Source organism: Asaia sp. BMEF1, assembly GCF_051628905.1.
GTDB lineage: Bacteria > Pseudomonadota > Alphaproteobacteria > Acetobacterales > Acetobacteraceae > Asaia.
Window position 1 is genome coordinate 2,681,992 of the sequence record NZ_CP157575.1, and the last position, 19,786, is coordinate 2,701,777.

13 protein-coding genes are annotated in these 19,786 nt (G+C 59.9%); 6 read left to right on the plus strand and 7 right to left on the minus strand.

Annotated features, from left to right (window positions below; genetic code table 11):
* Nucleotides 1-121 precede the first annotated feature (121 nt).
* The 3 genes from ABHV46_RS11940 (at nt 122) to ABHV46_RS11950 (ending at nt 6,967) form a co-directional block, all read left to right on the plus strand.
* The gene (locus ABHV46_RS11940; protein WP_438381642.1) at nt 122-2,578 is read left to right on the plus strand and encodes a TonB-dependent receptor plug domain-containing protein; all 2,457 of its coding nucleotides are present in this window, start codon (nt 122-124) and stop codon (nt 2,576-2,578) included.
* 996 nt (nt 2,579-3,574) lie between these two features.
* Nucleotides 3,575-5,047, plus strand: a complete 1,473-nt coding sequence (locus ABHV46_RS11945; RefSeq protein ID WP_438381643.1) for a carbohydrate porin — start codon at nt 3,575-3,577, stop codon at nt 5,045-5,047.
* Between the two features lie 87 nt (nt 5,048-5,134).
* The gene (locus ABHV46_RS11950; RefSeq protein WP_438381644.1) at nt 5,135-6,967 is read left to right on the plus strand and encodes a glycoside hydrolase family 15 protein; all 1,833 of its coding nucleotides are present in this window, start codon (nt 5,135-5,137) and stop codon (nt 6,965-6,967) included.
* 275 nt (nt 6,968-7,242) lie between these two features.
* Here the strand turns inward: ABHV46_RS11950 and ABHV46_RS11955 are convergent, their stop codons facing one another.
* The 4 genes from ABHV46_RS11955 to ABHV46_RS11970 form a co-directional block, all read right to left on the minus strand.
* Nucleotides 7,243-8,241: an LLM class flavin-dependent oxidoreductase gene (locus tag ABHV46_RS11955; RefSeq protein ID WP_438381645.1), complete on the minus strand. Its 999-nt coding sequence runs from the start codon at nt 8,239-8,241 to the stop codon at nt 7,243-7,245.
* Between the two features lie 37 nt (nt 8,242-8,278).
* Nucleotides 8,279-9,688 carry a chloride channel protein gene (locus tag ABHV46_RS11960; protein WP_336946762.1) on the minus strand — a complete coding sequence of 470 codons (1,410 nt, stop codon included), beginning with the start codon at nt 9,686-9,688 and terminating at the stop codon, nt 8,279-8,281.
* Between the two features lie 205 nt (nt 9,689-9,893).
* A complete protein-coding gene (locus ABHV46_RS11965) occupies nt 9,894-10,793 on the minus strand; it encodes a cation diffusion facilitator family transporter (RefSeq protein WP_336946763.1) in 900 nt (299 codons plus the stop codon).
* Nucleotides 10,787-11,848, minus strand: a complete 1,062-nt coding sequence (locus ABHV46_RS11970; protein ID WP_438381646.1) for a cation diffusion facilitator family transporter — start codon at nt 11,846-11,848, stop codon at nt 10,787-10,789. The genes ABHV46_RS11965 and ABHV46_RS11970 overlap by 7 nt, the downstream gene beginning before the upstream one ends.
* A gap of 557 nt (nt 11,849-12,405) precedes the next feature.
* On the opposite strand from ABHV46_RS11970, the gene ABHV46_RS11975 reads away from it, so the two are divergent.
* From ABHV46_RS11975 to ABHV46_RS11985, 3 genes are all read left to right on the plus strand, one after another.
* Complete coding sequence (locus ABHV46_RS11975) at nt 12,406-12,690, plus strand: helix-hairpin-helix domain-containing protein (RefSeq protein ID WP_336946765.1); 285 nt, start codon at nt 12,406-12,408, stop codon at nt 12,688-12,690.
* A gap of 2 nt (nt 12,691-12,692) precedes the next feature.
* A complete protein-coding gene (locus ABHV46_RS11980; protein ID WP_336946766.1) occupies nt 12,693-14,378 on the plus strand; it encodes a M20/M25/M40 family metallo-hydrolase in 1,686 nt (561 codons plus the stop codon).
* Between the two features lie 165 nt (nt 14,379-14,543).
* Nucleotides 14,544-16,163, plus strand: a complete 1,620-nt coding sequence (locus ABHV46_RS11985; protein WP_438381647.1) for an FAD-dependent protein — start codon at nt 14,544-14,546, stop codon at nt 16,161-16,163.
* A gap of 602 nt (nt 16,164-16,765) precedes the next feature.
* Here the strand turns inward: ABHV46_RS11985 and cyoD are convergent.
* The 3 genes from cyoD to ABHV46_RS12000 are packed head-to-tail and all read right to left on the minus strand — an operon-like array spanning nt 16,766 to nt 19,766.
* Nucleotides 16,766-17,083 carry a cytochrome o ubiquinol oxidase subunit IV gene (gene cyoD, locus ABHV46_RS11990; protein WP_438381648.1) on the minus strand — a complete coding sequence of 106 codons (318 nt, stop codon included), beginning with the start codon at nt 17,081-17,083 and terminating at the stop codon, nt 16,766-16,768.
* On the minus strand, nt 17,083-17,733 hold the full coding sequence (locus tag ABHV46_RS11995; protein ID WP_438381649.1) for a cytochrome c oxidase subunit 3: 651 nt from the start codon (nt 17,731-17,733) through the stop codon (nt 17,083-17,085). The genes cyoD and ABHV46_RS11995 overlap by 1 nt, the downstream gene beginning before the upstream one ends.
* Nucleotides 17,733-19,766, minus strand: a complete 2,034-nt coding sequence (locus tag ABHV46_RS12000; RefSeq protein ID WP_438384381.1) for a cbb3-type cytochrome c oxidase subunit I — start codon at nt 19,764-19,766, stop codon at nt 17,733-17,735. Before ABHV46_RS12000 ends, ABHV46_RS11995 begins: the two co-directional genes overlap by 1 nt.
* Nucleotides 19,767-19,786: the final 20 nt, after the last annotated feature.

Here is a 19,786-nt window from a genome sequence, read left to right on the forward strand (position 1 = left end):
CAAAGAGGAGTAAGCCAATCCTGAATCGTTGGTAAGGTTTATTATGTTGGTACGCTCCCGGTCTCTCCTGCCATCAGTTGCACGCAAGGGGGCTTTGTCCCTCATTGCCACGACGTGCCTGATGTCCTGCGGGGCCGAGGCCTTGGCGCAAACGACAGCAGCCGTGCCATCGGCTGACGCACCTGCATCGGTCAAGAGCCAACCCGCCAAGGTTCCAGCCGCCAAAAGCAACGCCTTGCGCACACGTCGTTCGTCCCCGGTCACGGCGGGCGACGCCGAAGGCGGCAGCGAAGCCATCGTCGTGACCGGCACACGCGAAATCGGCAAAAAGGCTCGCGATTCCATCGCGCCGCTCGATATCATTTCGCACAAGCAGCTGGCGGCCACAGGTCAGGGTACGTTGCGCGATGCGCTGTCGCTGCTGCTGCCCTCGCTGACCACCCCGACCGCCGGTTTCGATGCGGGCGCCATGACGGATACGATCAGTCTTCGTGGCCTGAACCCCAATGAGACGCTGGTTCTGGTCGATGGCAAGCGTCGCCACAACACGGCCAATATCTATTCCAACCCCGGCCCGCAGCAGGGCTCGACGGCGTCGGATATCGACATGATTCCGATGTCGGCCATCGACCATGTGGAAATTCTGCGTGACGGTGCCTCCGCCCAGTATGGCTCGGATGCCGTGGCCGGTGTCGTGAACATCATCCTCAAGAAGCAGGCACGTGGCTTCCACGCCCAAAACATTACGGGCATCACGTCAGAGGGTGACGGCTTCCAGCAGGGCGTCTATCTCGATGGCGGCGCGGCGCTCGGCTCGCGCAGTTTCGTGCATGTCAGCGGCGATTTCGTGCATCAGGATCACACCTATCGCAGCGCCGCTGATAACCGCTCTGGCACGTATCAGAACAACATCCTGAGTCAGCCCGAGCAGACGCGCGAGAGCGTTGCCGTCAATGCTGGCTACGACCTGACGGACACCATCCAGCTCTACGCATTGGGCACTTATGCCCATCGTCATGCCGAATCCTATCAGAACTATCGTCTGGCCTCGTCACTCAATGCCTATCCGGCCTATAAGGCGATCTACCCTTGGGGTTATTCGCCGGTCGAGACGCTGAACGAGAACGACTTCGAACTCAAAGCCGGTGTGAAAGGCGATTTTCGCGGCTGGCACTGGGATGTGTCGAGCGTCTATGGCCGCGATTACGACGATATCGGCCTGATCAACTCGGTCAATCTCTCCATCAACAAGGCGACGGGCCGCACGCCCACCTCGTTCGACGTGCAGGGATTCAATAACCAGCAATGGACGAATGATTTCGATTTCAGCCGCAAATTCGAGTTCAGTGGCTGGCCGCATAGCGTGAATTTTGCCGGTGGGGCGTCTTATCGCTACGAAGGCTATTCCGTCGGTACGGGATCGCCCGACTCGCTTTATGGTAATGGCTCCGATGCGCTGGCGGGCACGAACCCCGGTAATGCAGGCAATTACAGCCGCGACGTTGCCGCTGGCTATCTCGATATCTCGACCTATCTGGCCAAGGGGCTGCAACTCGATCTCGCCGGGCGCTACGAGCATTACACCGATGTTGGCAACACCCAGAACGGCAAGGTCTCGCTGCGCTATGACATCACGCGTCGGATTGCGCTGCGCGGCACGATCAGCAACGGATTCCATGCGCCGACTCTGGCTCAGAAATACTATTCGGCGCTCAATATCTCGCCGACTGCGGCGCGTGGCCTGATCGGGGCAGGCTCGCCCGGTGCGCTTGCCAATGGGTCGTCTGGTCTCAAGCCCGAGCGCTCGACCAATGCTGAGGGCGGGTTCATTGTCGAGCCCATCCGCAATCTACATGTGACGACCGATATCTATCAGATCAACATGCGCGACCGGATCATGCCGGGGGGCAATATCTCGGGCGCGACGGCCAAGAGCGCGATGCGTCTAAACGGCTTTGCGCTACCTGATGATATCGATAGCTGGAACCCGAGCGCGATCACGGCCAACTGGTTCGGCAATGTAGCCAGCACGCGCACGCAGGGTCTGGATATCACGGTCACCTACCTGACGAAGCTGGGCGCATTCGGGCGTATCGACTGGGATGCGGCGATCAACCTTAACCGCACCCGTCTGTCTCATCAGGCCAGCAATCCGCTGACCGGTGCACCGTTGCTGAACGCGGCTTCGATCGCCTATCTCACGACGGCCTATCCGCGCAGCAAGATCATTTTCGGTGGCAACTGGACCCATGCGAAATGGATCGTCGGTCTGCATGAGATCCGCTGGGGCCAGACCACCAACCAGCTCACCTACTATGCACCCGGCCCCTATCAGTTCAGCACGACGCATTTTCTGGAATACCAGAACAAGCCGAAATGGACGACCAATCTGGATGTGAGCTATCGCATCACCCCGCGCTGGACGGCCACGATCGGCGGCAACAACATCTTCTCGGCCTATCCGACGCGCGTACCTGAGGGGAATCGCTATCTCGGTGCCCCGCAATATTACATGAGCACGTCGCAGCTCGGCATCAACGGCGGGTATTACTATTTCCGTGTGAATTACGACCTGTAATTGCCGGGGCACACATTGCCTCCCCGATCAAAGGCGCGCAGACCCAAGCAATAACCCGCCCGTCTCTTGCTCACGCAAAGGGCGGGCGATGTGTTTCAGTGTTGCTCCAGGTATATTTTCTCTCACTGGACGATAAAAGTGAGAGGGGTTGATCCCTCCGCATACGAGTCCGAACTATTCGCGTATGCTTCATGCTTTGTGACTGACACGAAGTATTTCGCGATGCGAAGATATGCTTATGATGATATGCGACATGCGCTCAGGCGCAGGCCGCTATTGACGATCCGCCGGGCTGCGACATCCCCGTCGAGGCCGTTCCGCCATTCTATCGTACGCAGGGTGTCGACCCTCACGGCGCCATAGAGAGGCGAGCGTCCTTTCATCCTCCCACGGACAATCTTCGCCGGGGTAATGAAAGAGCCGCCGCCCAATGTAACGGGCGACCTTCAGATGCTGCATTATCGTGAGGGCCGACTGGCGCTTGAGCGCGCGCTGGTAGCGATCGATTGCGCGCGCGCCAGTCGGGAAAAGCTCGAGATGGTGCTCAGTGCCCATGCCTCAGCTGGAATCGACCTGTTCTCGCGCGCTCTGTTCGAAAGGAGGGAGCGACGCGGCTCGAGCAGGGTCAGGCGTGTACAAGGGGCGGTCTCTCGCTCCAGCCCGACTCTCAGGGTGGCAGGGCCGGGGCGAGCCTCCGCATGTTGACAGTCGGGCGCGCGGCCGACGCTGTCTCTCGAAGGCCACGAGGCCTGCAAATCGTCGCCGCTCAGGCTCTGGGACCATCGGAACCCCTGTCGAAGATTCACGATTATGATAGGATTTTGCCTCATGAAATAATTTGTCATGATTGCTTGACGTCAGATTTAACGGTGTTTTTTACGTGGCTGTGGCCTAATCGCGGGGCAGGCGGCATAAAAACATGACCGGTAGGGTCCAAAAAACCTGTCGGTTTTCTTAAAAGACTGTCATCCGATCACAGGGAGCTCGAGCCAGACATTGTCTTCTTCCGTCCTGCGTCTGTTTTCCGTCTGTCTTGCCGTGCCGAGTATGGCTGGCGCTGCCTTCGCGCAGGTGTCTCCGTCACCCGTGGTTGCCAATGCTACCTATGGTGCCGTCAATGCCGGGCAGCAGCCCTCGGCACTGACCCAGGCCTCGCTGTCAGAGGTGCAGAAAGATACGACCGTCGCGCCCCTGCCCAAGCCCGAGGCGATTTTTGTCAATCCCTGGGGGGTGAATGGCTGGCTGCGCGCGCATGGCATCGCCGTTCTGCTCGATAATACCAATGAAATGTCGGGTATGATCACCGCCCCCACGAAGGGGCTGGGCCTGCGTCAGGGTGCGAGCAATACCGGCCAGTATTCGATGGAGAACGATATCGACTGGGAGCGTCTGGCGGGCTGGACCGGCTTTTCGACCCATGATGTGATAGTGGGGCGCTATGGCATTCCTGTCAGCCGCATGTTCGGTGACAATCTGAACCCGAGCCAGGAAATCTATGGCGGTGGCGGCAATGTGGTCGTCCATCTGGTTTATGTCTATGGTGAGGAATCGCTCTTCAACGACCGTCTGGATGTGGCGGCGGGGCGTATGTCCTTCCTGTCCGACTTCTCGGCCAATCCGCTTTACTGCAATTTCATGAACAACGCGTTCTGCGGTAATCCGAAAGCGTCGAGCGATAACACGGCTCACGCCTCCTATCCCGATGCGAACTGGGCGGCCCGTTTTCGCCTGAGGCCTACTGACAACACGATTTTCCAGTTCGGCGTTTACTTCACGCAGACGCAGGCTATCTACGGTAACGCGCAGATGCGTACCGGATTCAAGTTCAATGGCGCCACGATCGATGGCGAGGCCATGCCGGTCGAATTCATCTGGGAGCCGCGTTTCGGTCACGATCATTCGCTGCCGGGCCACTACAAGGCAGGTTTCGCCTATGACACGGCGGACCATAAGGACAATTACTACGACGGCAACGGCAATGCCTTCGCCCTGAGCGGCCTCAAGCCGCGCAACGTGCATGGCGCCTGGGCGGCCTGGGGGCTGGTTGACCAGATGGTCTACCACCACCCTGGTCAGGCACCCGATGCCGGCATCACCCTGATTGGCGCCGCCTACTTCAACAAGGCCCAGACGGCAACGCGCGCGGATCAGCTCTCGATCGGCGTGCTCGATCGCGGATTCTGGAAATCGCGCCCGCTCGACGGCATCGGCGTCAATTTCTCATGGACGCATGTGTCCGACGATCTGACGCGCTCGCAGCGTCTCTACGCCATGCAGGGCCTGCCCATCCCCAATGGCTCGCTCTTTCCCCAGACCAGTGCCTATGTTGTCGAAGCGACCTATCAGATTCACGTTCTGCGCGGCGTGACCTTCGCGCCCGATTTTCAGTATTATTTCAACCCCGGTGGGCAGAAACAGCTGAATAATCAGGCGCTTATTGGCTTCAAGAGCCATATAGAAATCTTCTGAAAAATCGCAGGGCGCAACCCGCCCCCTCTCTCGATTGTTGCATCTGCCCCAACGGCACTCTGAGCCGGCAGATCGAGAGAGGCGCCCATGACGCACAAGATACCCGCCCTTGCCAGGGCGCTCTCGCCTGAAGGGCCGCTTGACGGGTTCTGGCCCATCGAGGATTACGCGGCCCTTGGGGACGGGCGTTGCGTGGCGCTTCTGGCGCCCGATGGCAGTGTCGACTGGCTTTGCGTGCCCAATATCGACTCACCGCCTCTCTTCGACCGTCTGCTGCATCGCCCCGGCGGATTTTTTCAGATCCGGCCCGTAGGCGCCTTCACTGCGACCCGCCGCTACCGGCAGGACAGCAATGTGCTCGAGACCCTGATCGAGACGGAGCATGGCTCGGCGCGCGTAACCGACTCGCTCAACAGTACCTTTGCCGGAAGGCTGCCCTGGACCGAGTTTGCCCGCAGGATTGAGGGTGTGTCGGGCCGGATGACCTTTATCGTGCGTTTCCGTCTAGGCACACGCTGCGGCACTGTCGCTCCCTGGATACAGTCGACCCAGAACGGCACGATCTTTCATGTCGGCTCCGTGCTGGCCCATCTGGTCCATTCCGACAGCATGCGTCTCCTGAAAGAGGAAGACGAGGCCATCGAGGCTGAAATCGTGGTGGGGGAAAAGACCCGCGCCCTCATTGCGCTCGTCGCAACAGAAAACGAGCCCCTCGCCGTGCCCGGTGTCGAGGAGATCGATGGGCGCATCGAGACCAGTGACGCGGCCTGGCGCAACTGGGCCAACGCCCTGCATTATGACGGTCCTTACCGGGAACAGGTGCGACGCAGCGCGCTGGCGCTGAAGTTATTACTTTACTCGTCGAGCGGCGCCATCGCGGCGGCGGCCACGACGTCTCTCCCCGAGCGCCTGCGTGATGGCAAGAACTGGGATTACCGCTTCGCCTGGATACGAGACGCGGCTTATGTCGCCAATGCTTTCCTGCGTCTGGGCGCCGTGGCGGAGGTCAAGGCGGCGCTGGCTTGGCTGGTGCATCATCTCGGTGAGGAAGGACCGCTCGTCATGTACGGGCTTTCCGGTCAACGCGTCGAAGATGAGACGCGCTACGACGAGGTCGAGGGCTATCGCGGCATCCAGCCGGTGGTCAGCGGCAATCGGGCATCGCGTCAGCATCAACACGGTATCTACGGCGATATTTTCGAAACGGCGGCACTCTTCGTTTCGAGGGGCAATCTGCTCGATCAGAAGACGGCTCAGCTACTGGCCGATCTCGCCGATCGCTGCGCCGATCACTGGCGCCAGAAAGATGCCGGTATCTGGGAACTGACAGAAGACCAGCACTATACCATGTCGAAAATCAGTTGCTGGCAGGCGCTCGATCGTGCCTGTCAGATGGCCGAGCGCGGGCATCTGGCCAAGGACCGCGCCCCGCGCTGGGCGCGTGAAAAAAACCGGATCGTCGCGTGGATCGACCAAGAATGCTGGTCGGAGAAGCGTCAGGCCTATCTGTTTTATCCCGGCACTGACGCGCTCGATGCCTCGATCGCTCTTGCCGTGCCTTTTGGATTCGACCGCGACGACCGGATGCGCGCGACCCTTCATGCAATTCGCAAAGAACTCGGAAGCGGGCCTTTTCTTTACCGCTATAGTGGCATGCAGCGGGAGGAGGGCGCTTTCCTCGCCTGCTCATGCTGGATGGTCGAAGCACTGGCCCTGTTGGGGGAGAAGAGGGAGGCCGAAGCGCTGTTTGCCGATTTTCTCAATGCCTTGCCCAAAAATACGGGCATCATCGCCGAGATGATCGATCCGCAGACGGGTCTGTATTTGGGCAACACACCGCAGGGGCTGAGCCATCTGGGGATCGTTCACGCCGCCTGTGCCCTTGCGGGAAACAGGATGAAAGCCTTCGATCTGTCCTGACATGGCGTCGCCTTGTCACGAAATTCATGATGACGGGTTAATCTTTGATCTGAATCAAGGGGTGCGTTGCAAGAACGCGCTAGACAGGGCTTCGAGCCAAGCCTGACGCAGAAGCAGGCAGCTCTGACAGGCTTGATCCTGGCAGGCGGGATGACGGACAAGCGGCCAGCCAGCCAGCCAGCCAGCTGGACCGATCCGATTGCCGGAAAATGGCCCGCCCTGACGCCGGGACGATCGCCGATCTTCTCGGTCAGGCCACCAATCTCATCCGATTTTCAGGGCATCAGCCCTGCACGTCTGCCTGCGTCTCGTGCCAGATCCAGCGCGTGCAGTCTCGGTGCAAGGTCGTAAATCGGCAGCGCCATCATGATTTCGTCAGGGCGGTGCCGCTCGACAAAACGGCTCAGGCCGTCGCCGATTTCATCGACTGTACCCACAAGGCTGGTCGATAGCACCTCGTCGAACTGACGGCTGATTTCCGGCCCCCATGGCAGGTTCTGTGCGGCAACCGGAGGGGGGAAGCGGCCCGGTGTACCCTGGCGAAGGGCTGCCATATAGAGACGGCGCGAACTCGCCAGATAATCGGCTTCCTCATGCGTGTCTGCGGCGACGATATTCATCGCAAGCATGACATGCGGCGTTACTAGGCGTGCAGAGGGGCGAAAATTCTCGCGATAGAGCGCAACGGCCTCTTGCATCATCTGCGGGGCAAAATGCGAAGCAAAGGCGAAGGGCAGACCGAGCGCGGCGGCAAGTTCTGCCGAAAACAGTGACGAACCCAGCAGCCAGACCGGGATATCGGTCCCTGCGCCGGGTGTGGCTGTGATGCCCGTCTGAGCGTCATCGCCTGCGAAATAGGCCAGAAGTTCGAGCACTTCCTGCGGAAAACGCTCCGCCCCGTCCCGGTTGCGTCGCAGGGCGCGCAAGGTCCGTTGGTCGGAGCCCGGCGCGCGGCCGAGCCCGAGATCGATGCGACCCGGATAAAGGGCTTCGAGCGTGCCAAATTGCTCGGCAATCACCAGCGGGGCGTGGTTGGGCAGCATGATCCCGCCAGCGCCGACCCGAATGGTCCGGGTCGCGGCGGCCAGAGCGCCAATCACGACGCTGGTGGCTGCGGAGGCGATGCCTGGCATGCCGTGATGCTCGGCAACCCAGTAGCGCTGAAAGCCGAGAGCCTCGGCTCTTTGCGCGACGAGACGCGATTCCGACAGGGCCTCGGCGGCGCTGCCGGTTTCGCGGATGAGAGACAGGTCGAGGATCGAAAGCGGTGTCATGACGCCGATATGGGGAGGCGCCTCGCCGCTTGAAAGATCAGTCCTTCTTCTCGACCTGCTCCGCCAGCGTCTCGGTGGCGGGCGTTGCAGAAGAGCGAGTATAGATTGGGGCCGGAGCGGCGGTATGAGCCGCTTCCATGAAGCGGTCGGCCAGAGCGCCGTAAAGCGCGTGTTTGCAGATCATGCGCGAGACGCCGAAGGCGAGAAACGACGTTGCCATCAGGGCCAGCGTCACCTGCTGGTTGTCGCACATTTCCATGACGATGACCGTAGCCGTCAGCGGTGCCTGAACCACAGCCGAGAAATAGGCCACCGTGCCCAGAAGCACGACCGCACCTGGCGTGGTGTGAGGCAGGTACTGCTCGATCCAGCCGCCGATACCGGCGCCCACCGAGAGCGACGGCGCAAACAGGCCGCCGGGGATGCCCGAGCAATAGGACACGACGGTTGCAATGAATTTCAGCACGAAGAACGATGCCGGATAGTGCTCAGACCCGTCGATGATGGCACGCGCCTGCGTATAGCCCGTGCCGTAGGTGGCGCCATGAGACACCAGGCCCAGCAGTGCCAGAACGAAACCGCAAAGAGCGGCAAAAGCGACGGGTCGTGCCTTGATAAGTGCTCCGATGCGCCCCGGTATGCCTTTCGAAAACCGGATCAGCAGCGCCGAGAAGCTGCCACCGGCGATGCCGCCAACGATGCCGCAGGTCAGCACTGCAATCCAGGCGGTCCCCAGAGGCACGTCGACATCGGTGTGACCGAAATAGGAATAATTGCCGACCAGCGCGATGGCTGTCACACCGGAAAGCACCACGCCGGTCAGCATCGTGCCGGAGGTCTTCTGTTCAAAGGAATGCGAGAGTTCCTCGATCGCGAAGACGATCCCGGCCAGGGGGGTGTTGAACGCCGCCGACACGCCGGCAGCGCCGCCGGCCAGAATGGCGCCGCGCCGTGCCGAGACGCTCGCCGTGCCCAGCAGGCGCGAAAAGCCGTGCATGATGGCCGCACCGACCTGCACGGTCGGGCCTTCACGGCCGATCGACGCACCCACCATCAGACCGAAACAGGTCAGGATGATCTTGGCAAAGGCGATCCTGAGCGAGAGCACGCGATTGACGATGGAGAAATTCTCGATGTGCAATGTCGCGATGGTCTGGGGTATGCCGCTGCCCTGTGCGCCAGAAAAGAAGCGTCGTGTCACCCAGGTGGAAAAGGCGAGCCCGGCGGGAACGACGACCAGCATCACATAGGGGTCCCAGTGCACAAGACGCCCCCTTGCGCGCGCCGCCCAGTCTGCCGTACCGGCGAAAGCGACAGCCACCACGCCCACCAGAATGGCACCGAGCCAGTAGGTAAGGGTGCGGCGCCATTGCGACGTCGTTCTGCGCGCAGAACGGCGAAGGTGCAGAATGCGGTTGTTTTGCCGCAGAGCGGTGCTTGGGCGCATGAACTCTCGCCTGTCTGGGGATCGGAAGGCACCGACCGGTGTATGACGCTCCTGCCAGCACCCCGGTCGACAGGTCAAGAAACTCTCGTCTCAAAAGAATGTAACGACCGATGGCGCACACGGTTTGTCAGAAAACGGCTACCGTAAATACCCACGGGAAAGGAACGCGGGAAAGAGCTTGGGAAGCGGCCTAGGGAAGTGGCCGTCAGGCGAGGACGGGAATACCCGTCTGCTTGGCTTTTTCTTCCGGCTCGACATGGATGTGGATGATCGCCCGACCGAGATGCCGTCTGAGCGCATGCTCCACGCGGTCGCAGATGTCATGCGCGTCAGATACGCTCATGGCACCCGGCACGACCAGATGAAACTCGATGAAGCTGATGCTGCCTGCCGTGCGTACCCTGATATCATGCGCCTCGATCGCACCCGTCGCCTGTTCGGAAATGACGACGCGGATCATCTGCAGCGTGTCCGAGTCCGGGGCTTCATCCATCAATCCGGCGATGGAATGCTTCATCATGTCGAAGCCGACGCGCAGGACATTGAGCGCAACCAGGGCTGAAAGAAGCGCGTCGAGACGCGCATAGCCGGTCAGGGGAATGAGCGCGATGCCTACCACGAGCACCACCGTCGTCCACACATCGGAAATGACATGACGCCCGTTGGCGGTAAGCGCAGGAGAGCGTTTGAGTCTGCCCTGACGCACCAGAACGAGGCCCCAGACCAGATTCACCACACCGCCCAAGGCGTTGAACACGATGCCGCGCCAGGGTGCAATGTCGAGATTGGGCGCAAACCAGCTTTTCCAGGCTACCCAGGCGATGCCGATGGCGGTCAGAACCACCAATACGGCCTCCGTCACGGCTGAAAGATATTCTGCCTTCTCATGCCCGTAGGTGTGATTGTCGTCGGCGGGACGTTGCGCGACGCTCAGCGCCCAGAGCGCACCGATGGCTGCCGCCACGTTGATGATGGTCTCCAGCGCGTCCGACAGCAGGGCCGCGCTGCCGCTTACGCGCCAGGCGATGTATTTCAGCGCAAGAGCGATCAGACTGACGACCAGCGAAACCCAGCCGAAAAAGGTCTTTTCAGGTTGCTTCAGCATGAGGCGCCATGACCGCAGGGAGAGGCACCACAGGGATAGGCACTGCCCGGTGCCTCTATCTGGAAGGTGGCGTGTCCGATGCGATAGCGTTTTGACAGCATGGTCGACGCCTCGCGCAGGATGGCATCATGTCCCCCGGCAGGCGCGGCGCTGACCAGATGCACGGTCAGGGCCGTATCGGTCGTGCTCAGCGGCCAGACATGGAGGTGATGCAGATCCTCGACGCCGGGCAGGGCGCGCAGGCTGGTTGCAACCTGATCGAGGTCGATGCGCTGCGGCACGCCATCGAGCGCCATGTCGAGCGACGCGCGCAGTAGCGACCAGGTGCCGAAAATGATCGAGACGCACACGACCAGGCTGACGATGGGGTCGAGAATCGTCCAGCCCGTCAGCATGATGAGCAGGCCTGTAATCACGACCGCAAGCGACATGACCGCATCGGCGGCCATGTGCAGGAACGCCCCGCGCAGATTGAGATCGTCCTTGCCGCCCCGCATGAAGAGCAGCGCCGTGGCACCATTCACGACGATGCCGCCTAGCGCCACCAGCATGACGACGCGACCAGCTACCTCGCCTGGATCGAGAAGGCGTGTGATCGCCTCCCAGACGATACCGCCTGTGACCAGCAGCAGAAGCACCGCATTGCTGAGCGCTGAAAGTATGGTCGAGCGTTTGAGCCCGTAGGTGAAGCGGGTAGATGGTGCGCGTTTGGCCAGGCTGTGCGCCAGCCACGCCGCACCCAGTCCCAGCACGTCAGACAGATTATGACCCGCATCGGAGAGGAGGGAAAGCGAATGGGCCATGAGCCCCCATATTGTCTCGGCGACGATATAGGCGACATTAAGCGTGACACCGATCAGGAAGGCTGCGCCGTAGCTGGCAGGCTCGTGAACATGACCATGCCCGTGATGATGGCCATGGCTGTGTCCGTGGTCATGATCGTCGTGGTCGTGGTCGTGGTCGTGGTCGTGCGAGGCATCATGGGCGCTGCCCCGATGCGTCGTGTGGGAATCATGACCTGCATGATGGGCATGGTCGCAGGGCGTTTCGGCCATGGGGTCGCTTTCGGTAAATCGTCGCCAGACCGTATCCTATACGGCATTGGTGTGTGGCACGCCAACATGAAGCGTTTCCCGGCCGTGCTTTCGGAGCGTGAATCTCCTTCCGGAAAAAATATGAAATTCGAAATGATTTTCAGATTAGAGGAGTGTTTCTTTGGCGGCATTGGAAAATGTTTTGAGATTTTATCGATTATTTATAATTTGTTTTTTCTATTTCGCTGCGTAATTTGGCCGCGTGCGGAAGATAGGCTCCCCGGAAAGGGTTTGTCATTAAAAACGTCAATTTCGTCATTGAATTATCGTGCCCGGTAGAGTGGTATGCAGGGACCGTGCTCAGGCACTTTCCAGTTAACGTTTTCATAACGATCCTGGCGACCGCAAGCGTCGCCGCAGTATCGGTGGTTCGGTTTGAAGTCTGTCTCGTCCTGCTCAAATGTTTCTGGCTTTCGCCCTGCTCGGGCGGCGACCGTGAAAGAGTGCGCGACTCTCCTCGTTGGGCATCTCCTCCCGGCAGGTGATGGTCAGTGCTTGTCAGATCCATGCGGTGTACGATGAGCCTGGACGGTTTGCGCCATGTCGGGCCGGCGGCTCGCAAGGATCTCGAATTACTCGGGATTAATACGCGCGAGCAGCTTGCGTCGTCGGACGCCGATATACTCTACGAGCGACTATGTGTCCTGACGGGTCTGCGTCACGATCCGTGCGTTCATGACGTCTTTTCAGCCGCCATTCATCAATCGCGTACGGGCGAGGCGCTCGATTGGTGGCATTTTACCCCCGCTCGCAAAACAAGACAAAAAAACGGGTGCTTTGGCACTTTTTCAATAGGGAAATAACGATGCGATCAGCCCGTGTTCAAGCCGCTGCCGTTCTATCTGTGCTCGGGCTACTCGGATCTTCCGCTCTGGCGGCTGAGCCTCTCGTCTATGCACCCATGAATCCAGCGCGCATGTCTGACGTGATCCGTACACTGGCTTCAGACCCTTTCGAGGGGCGGGCACCCGGATCCATCGGTGCCATCAAGACAGTGAATTATCTTGTGTCCCAGTTTCAGGCGATCGGGCTGCAGCCTGCGGGAGAAAACGGGAGCTGGACGCAGGAAGTCCCGATGATCCACACGAAAATAGCGCCTGAGTCGGAGGCATTTTTCCATGTGGGGCAGTCCGAGCCTCTCGATTTCAGGCAGTCGCAGGAAATCTATCTGACGACCAGTACGCCCTCTTCACAAATCAAGATCCCTCAGGCTCAGCTGGTTTTCGTCGGATACGGTGTGGATGCTCCGGCGCGTGACTGGGACGACTTCAAGGGGGTCGACCTCAAGGGCAAGATTGCTGTCATTCTCATCAACGACCCCGATTTCCGTGCGAAGCCGGGTGAGGCCGTGTCGGGGCGGTTCGGTGGCCGCACGATGACCTATTTCGGACGCTGGACGTATAAATTCGAAGAAGCAGCGCGCCGTGGGGCGATCGGAGCGCTGATCATCCATGACACCGAGGCGGCCAGCTATCCCTGGAGCACGGTGATTGCACCGGGCGGAGAGAATTTTGCGCTCGTCAAACAGGGTGCGCCGGACTCGCTGCTGTTTCATGGCTGGGTCGAAGGCAAGGCGGCTCACGATTTATTTGCCCGTGCCGGACTCGATCTCGATGCGCTGAGCGAGGCGGCACGTCGTCCCGATTTCCGCCCCGTGACGCTGCCAGCGACAACCATGGCAACGACCTTCGATGTCACAACGACTCATTTGCAGAGCCGAAACGTTCTGGCGAAACTGCCGGGAACGGCCCATCCCGATGAAACAATCATGTATGGTGCCCATTGGGACGCGTTCGGCAGAAGCAAAGGACCGCATGGCGAACCCATGATTCGCCATGGCGCGATCGACGATGCTTCGGGGGTCGCGGCAGTGCTCGAAATCGCCCGTGCTTTCAAGGCCGGGCCTGCTCCGGAGCGAACGATTGTCTTTGCTGCCTGGACCGCAGAAGAACGCGGCCTGCTGGGCTCGACCTATTATGTCGAGCATCCGCTTGTGTCTCTCGACAAGACGGTGGCCAATTTCACCATCGACGTTCTGCAGATGGGGGGGCTCTCGCATAACGCCTTTATTGTCGGGGCGGGGCAGAACAGCCTGCAGGACGATTTTGCCACCATTGCCTCGTCTCAGGGACGGATCACCCAGAATGAGGCTCTGCCCGAGCGCGGCGCCTTTTACCGGGCGGATCACCTGCCTTTCGCTCGTGCTGGCGTGCCGGTGCTGCCTATCATGGATCTGGCCGGCTATCCCGATCTCCTGAAAGGGGGTGTGCCCGCCGGGCGTAAATGGCTTGAGGGCTATATGGCCTGCTACCACCAGCCCTGCGATGCCTGGAGCGCGAGCTGGGATCTCGGCGGGGCGGCTGAAGATGCAGCGGCCCTTTACGAGGTCGGGCGCAGTCTCGCGTTTTCACGCATGTGGCCGAGCTGGAAGCAGGGATCGGAATTCAAGGCCGTTCGTGACCGCACCGAGGCGCAGCGTCCGGCTCTTTGACGACGCTGCGCCGGGAAGAAGGTGACGCCGGGAGGAAGCCCCGGACCGCAGGGCTGGAGGCGCTCTCCTCTGCGACCCAATAATGCGGGGCAGATACTGCGGCTTGAAGCCGGGCGTGCCATTCTTTTCTTGACAAAGCCCCTCGCTCCGTGACTTCCAGCCGGGATGATCCGGCTAACCGAACTCAGGCTTCCCCTCGACCACCCGACCGATGCGCTGCGCGAGGCAATCCTCGCCCGGCTGAACATCAAGAGCGCGGCGCTGCTCGATTTTACGATTGCCCGTCGAGGCTATGATGCGCGCAAGCGCGGGCGTATCGTGCTGGTCTATAGCGTCGATTGCACCATCGATGACGAAGCCGCAGTGCTGGCCGTTCACGACAACACGCCCTCGGTTATGCCGACCCCGAATACTTCCTATGATCTTCCAGCCGTCACCGGCGACGCGACAGGCGGACACCGTCCCGTCGTGATCGGTGCCGGGCCATGCGGGGTGATGGCGGCGCTTATTCTGGCTCAGGCGGGGCTGCGTCCGATCGTGATCGAACGCGGCAAGATCGTGCGTGAGCGTACGGTCGATACCTTTGCTCTGTGGCGGCGCTCGGAACTGACGCCAGAGAGCAATGTGCAGTTCGGTGAGGGCGGTGCCGGGACGTTCTCTGACGGTAAGCTCTATAGCGGCGTCAGCGACCCGCGCCATCTCGGGCGCAAGGTCATGGAGGAGTTCGTCAAGGCGGGTGCGCCGGAAGAAATTCTCTATGTCTCCAAGCCGCATATCGGCACATTTCGTCTGGTCTCGATGGTCGAGCACATACGCGGCGAAATCGAGCGTCTGGGGGGCAGTTACCGCTTCGGTGTGCGTGTCGATGGGCTGGTGACCGATGGCACACCGCGCAGGCTCAAAGGGCTGATCCTGTCGGATGGCACGACGCTCGAGACGGACCATGCCATTCTGGCCGTAGGACATAGCGCGCGCGATACTTTCGAGATGCTGCGCGATGCCGAGGTGCCGATGGTGCCCAAGCCATTCTCGATCGGGGTACGCATCGAGCATCCTCAGTCACTCATCGATTGCGCGCGGTTCGGCGATCAGGGTGGCCACCCGCTTCTGGGCGCTGCCGATTACAAGCTCGTTCATCATGCGAAGAACGGCCGCGCGGTTTATTCTTTCTGCATGTGCCCCGGCGGTACGGTAGTGGCCGCGACGTCAGAGCCCAATCAGGTCGTAACCAATGGCATGAGCCAGTATTCCCGCGCCGAGCGTAACGCCAATGCGGGTATCGTGGTCGACGTGTCGCCTGAGCGCGATTATCCTGATGATGTATTGGGTGGGGTGTCGTTTCAGCGCCATTGGGAGCGCGCGGCTTTCGTGGCCGGTGGCGGTGACTACAAGGCGCCGGCCCAGCGCGTCGAAGATTTTCTGGCCGGGCGCCCGTCGACGTCGCTCGGCGATGTCGTGCCCTCCTACAAGCCCGGTGTGACCCCGACCGATCTCGCCCTTTGCCTACCGGATTTCGCGGTCGAGGCGATCCGCGAGGCGCTTCCCGCTTTCGAGCGCAAGCTGAAAGGGTTTTCGATGGGCGATGCGGTGCTGACTGGGGTCGAAACCCGCACATCGTCGCCTATCAGAATGCCGCGTGGGGCGGACGGTCAGAGCCCAGGCGTTGCTGGGCTGTTCCCCGCCGGAGAAGGGGCGGGTTATGCAGGGGGCATTCTCTCCGCGGGCATAGACGGCATTCGCGCAGCGGAGTGGGTGATCCAGGCTTCGAAAACCGAGGCGACCTGACCGCTACTGCGGGTGGAAGTCGCATCGCTCTTCATCCGGGGGCTTCTGACAAGATCAGGCTGTCACTTTCTCCTATCGCTTGACATACGGTGATTGCTGCATCGATCAGGCCAAGGATCCAGTGGTATGAGCGGCGTGATGTGATTGACGCTCGTCGAGGAGACTGACGATGAGAATTTTTTTGGGCTGATTGCAAAGCACATGAAGCGTCTGCGACCCTTTTCCGAAGGACCATGCGAACCTTGGGATGATGACCGTCGTGGGGTGAGCATGATTGTTTCCGTGAACGGAAATGCTCTGCGGTGGCATAATGCGCTCCGGCCATTTGGCCCGCACTGGAAACTCTACAATCGCTCGAAGTGCTGGAATGCCATCGGGATTTTCATCCGCGTGACGGCTGCTCTGGCTGCTGAAGAGGCAGAGCTCCAGGCGGTCATGACTATTTCGAACCATCTCAGGGCGCAACGTCTGGCCTCGAGCCTGCGGTTAATGAGGGAATCCAGGGTGTTTGCCCTGAAATCCCGGGTGTTTGGCAGACCAAGGTCACCCTCAAAGGTCTCGTAATTCAGCGATTTCGCCCTGAAACACAGGTCAGGCGACCCTCACCCCATCATATGTCTCTGGTTGCCTAGCACCCAGAGTGTGCCGCCAACCATCAGCGCGACGATCAACAGGGAGAACAAAATCAATTGCAGATCGTCACGGTGGGAACGCGACAGATCGATATGTAGAAAAAACCTGAAATGCACCGCGACCTGGCACAGAGCAGCAATGCCGATCACCCAGAACAGTGTCGTCTTAGATAACAGCCCCAGCATGACCCCGCCAAAAGGCAGGGCAGAGAGCAGCACGGCCAGCACTAGGCCGATGACATAGCCGTGCAGTTCCTGTCGGCGTTCGGATTCATGGTGATCGTTCATCACAGCACTCCCAGCAGGTAGACGATCGAGAAAATACCGATCCAGACGATATCCAGAAAATGCCAGAACAGCGCGAGGCGCATGAAGCGTGTCTGCACCAGTGGGTCGAGCCCGAATTTGAGCATCTGCGCGATCATGATCAGCAGCCAGACACAACCGCTCGTGACATGGAGCCCGTGCGTGCCGATCAGCGCCCAGCTTGCGGAAAGCCAGCCCGAGCGAGAAGGTATGCCGCCTTTAGCGGCCATACTCATGAAATCATGCAGTTCCAGAGACAGAAAAACGAGGCCTAGAAGCAGGGTAACGACGAACCAGAACAACGTCTTGGGTACCGAGCGGTCATAACGCATGGCCAGCGTCGCCAGCCCGCAGGTGAAGCTGCTCGCGAGCAAGGCAACCGTCTCCCAGGCGGCGGAGGAGAGGTCGAAAAGCTGGTGGGGGCCTGGGCCACCCGCCAGAGAGTGGCCCATCGTGGCATAGGTGACGAAGAGCATCGAGAAGATGATGAGATCGCTCATCAGAAAGACCCAGAAGCCGAAAAGCGCCTCTTCCGCCTGAATGCGTGTCTCTTCCTGATGCGAAGCGGGAGCCGCATTGCTCAGACGTATGCCGATATGGCTCGGCCCCTTGCCATGCACGGTTTGCGCCATCAGCTTGGCTCCCTGACCAGACCGTGATTGGCGGTCGTGAACATGGCATCATTATCGACGAATTCGGTCTCGCGCAGCGTGAGAAGCCACCGCTCCTCATTCTCCCTGATCTCGGATGCGGGGATGAGATGGGTGGTATCGCGATTGAAGCTGCGCAGGACGATCGCGCCGAAAAATACGGTGCTCCCCAAAACCACGGCCCACCAGATATGCCATGTCAGAGCAAAGCCGAACACACCGCTGGCCACGCAGCAGACAAAGCCAACAGGCGTATTGGAGGGCAGTTCGATATCGTAATAATGTTCCGGGGCGCGCCATGCGTCGCGATGCTTTTTCGCTTCACGGAAAGCATCGACACAATCGATCTTCGGAATGAGGGCGAAATTATACTCTGGAGGCGGCGCCGAGACGGACCATTCGAGCGTGCGGCCGTTCCACGGGTCTCCTGCGAACACTGCAAGCGCATCGCGATGTCTGATGCTGGTCCAAAGCTGAATGACCATGCTGGCAAGGGCGCCGAGCACCAGAAACGCACCGCAAAGCGCGACCCAGAGATAGGGCCGATAAACGGCTTCGAAAAACTCCTGGCTGCGTCGGGGCATGCCCAGAGCGCCCACGATATAAAGCGGCATGAAGGCCAGAATGAAGCCGCCCACCCAGCAGCCGAAAACCACGCGGCCCCAGCCCTCGTGAAGGCGAAAACCGAAGGCTTTGGGAAACCAGTAATGATAGGCGCTCAACATGCCGAAAAGCAGGCCGGGAATAAGCATGTTGTGAAAATGGGCAACCAGAAACAGCGTGTTGTGCACCTGATAATCGAAGCCCGGATTCGCCAGCATCACGCCTGTAGCACCGCCCACGACAAACAGCATCATGAAGGCACAGGCATAGAGCATGGGCACGCTGATCCTGATGCGCCCGCGCACCATGGTCAGGAGCCAGTCATAGACTTTCACCCCTGTCGGAATGGCGATGAGCATGGTGGCAATGCCGAAAACGGCATTCACATTGCCGTCCTGACCCATGGTGAAGAAATGATGCAGCCAGACCGTGAAGGAAAGAACGGCTATCGAAACGGTCGCCCAGACGAGCGATGTATAGCCATAGAGACGCTTGTTGGAGAAAGTGGCGATGGTCTCGGAATAGACACCGAAAGCAGGCAGTATCAGAATATAGACTTCAGGATGGCCGAACAGCCAGAACATGTTGACATAATTCATCATGTTCCCACCAAGCTCATTGGTGAAGAAGTGCATATCCAGATAGCGATCCATCGCCAGCATCAACGTGGCCACGGTCAGGGGCGGCATGGCGAAAATCATCAGGATCGAGATGCAGAGCGCCGTCCAGGCGAAAAGAGGCATACGGAAAAGCGTCATGCCGGGGGCACGTTTTTTATAGACCGTCACGGCAAAATTGATGCCGGTCATGGTGTTGCCGACAGAGCTGAGCGTCAGCGCCCATATCCAGTAATCCACCCCCACACCAGGGCTGAAGGAGAGTTCGGTATAGGGCGGATAGCCGGTCCAGCCTCCGGTCGAGAATTTGCCGATGCAGAGCGAGATCATCAGCAGTACCGCACCTGCGCTCGTCAGGCCGAGACTGATCGAGTTCATGACCGGAAAGGAGACGTCTCTGGCGCCGATCTGGAGCGGCAGCACGAAATTATAGATGCCGATCAGGAAGGGCATGGCCATGAAGAAAATCATGATCGTGCCATGGGTCGTAAAAAGCTGCGCGAAATGTTCGGGCGGAATGAATCCCGGGTTCTGATAGGCTACAGCCTGCTGTGAGCGCATTACGACCGCCTCGACCACGGCACGCGCCAGCATGACGAAAGACACCACGACATACATGATGCCGATTTTCTTGTGATCGACACTGGTCAGCCAGTCGGTCCAGAGCGTGCGCCATCCTTTGAGCCAGGTAATGAAAACCAGCACGGCAAGCGCGCCAAGCACCACGATCGAGGCCGCGAAGGTCGCGATCAGGCTGTAAAAGGGCAGGGCGTCATAGCCGAGCGAGCCGAGCAGGAAGTGACGCAAGGGCTGAT

What these genes read in the sequence shown, in the direction of transcription:
- ABHV46_RS11975 (WP_336946765.1), top strand. Translation starts at nt 12,406, where the DNA reads ATGAGCCTGGACGGTTTGCGCCATGTCGGGCCGGCGGCTCGCAAGGAT.
- ABHV46_RS11970 (WP_438381646.1), bottom strand. Translation starts at nt 11,848, where the DNA reads ATGGCCGAAACGCCCTGCGACCATGCCCATCATGCAGGTCATGATTCC.
- ABHV46_RS11960 (WP_336946762.1), bottom strand. Translation starts at nt 9,688, where the DNA reads ATGCGCCCAAGCACCGCTCTGCGGCAAAACAACCGCATTCTGCACCTT.
- ABHV46_RS11965 (WP_336946763.1), bottom strand. Translation starts at nt 10,793, where the DNA reads ATGCTGAAGCAACCTGAAAAGACCTTTTTCGGCTGGGTTTCGCTGGTC.
- ABHV46_RS11950 (WP_438381644.1), top strand. Translation starts at nt 5,135, where the DNA reads ATGACGCACAAGATACCCGCCCTTGCCAGGGCGCTCTCGCCTGAAGGG.
- ABHV46_RS11955 (WP_438381645.1), bottom strand. Translation starts at nt 8,241, where the DNA reads ATGACACCGCTTTCGATCCTCGACCTGTCTCTCATCCGCGAAACCGGC.
- ABHV46_RS11980 (WP_336946766.1), top strand. Translation starts at nt 12,693, where the DNA reads ATGCGATCAGCCCGTGTTCAAGCCGCTGCCGTTCTATCTGTGCTCGGG.
- ABHV46_RS11995 (WP_438381649.1), bottom strand. Translation starts at nt 17,733, where the DNA reads ATGGCGCAAACCGTGCATGGCAAGGGGCCGAGCCATATCGGCATACGT.
- ABHV46_RS11940 (WP_438381642.1), top strand. Translation starts at nt 122, where the DNA reads ATGTCCTGCGGGGCCGAGGCCTTGGCGCAAACGACAGCAGCCGTGCCA.
- ABHV46_RS11985 (WP_438381647.1), top strand. Translation starts at nt 14,544, where the DNA reads ATGATCCGGCTAACCGAACTCAGGCTTCCCCTCGACCACCCGACCGAT.
- cyoD (WP_438381648.1), bottom strand. Translation starts at nt 17,083, where the DNA reads ATGAACGATCACCATGAATCCGAACGCCGACAGGAACTGCACGGCTAT.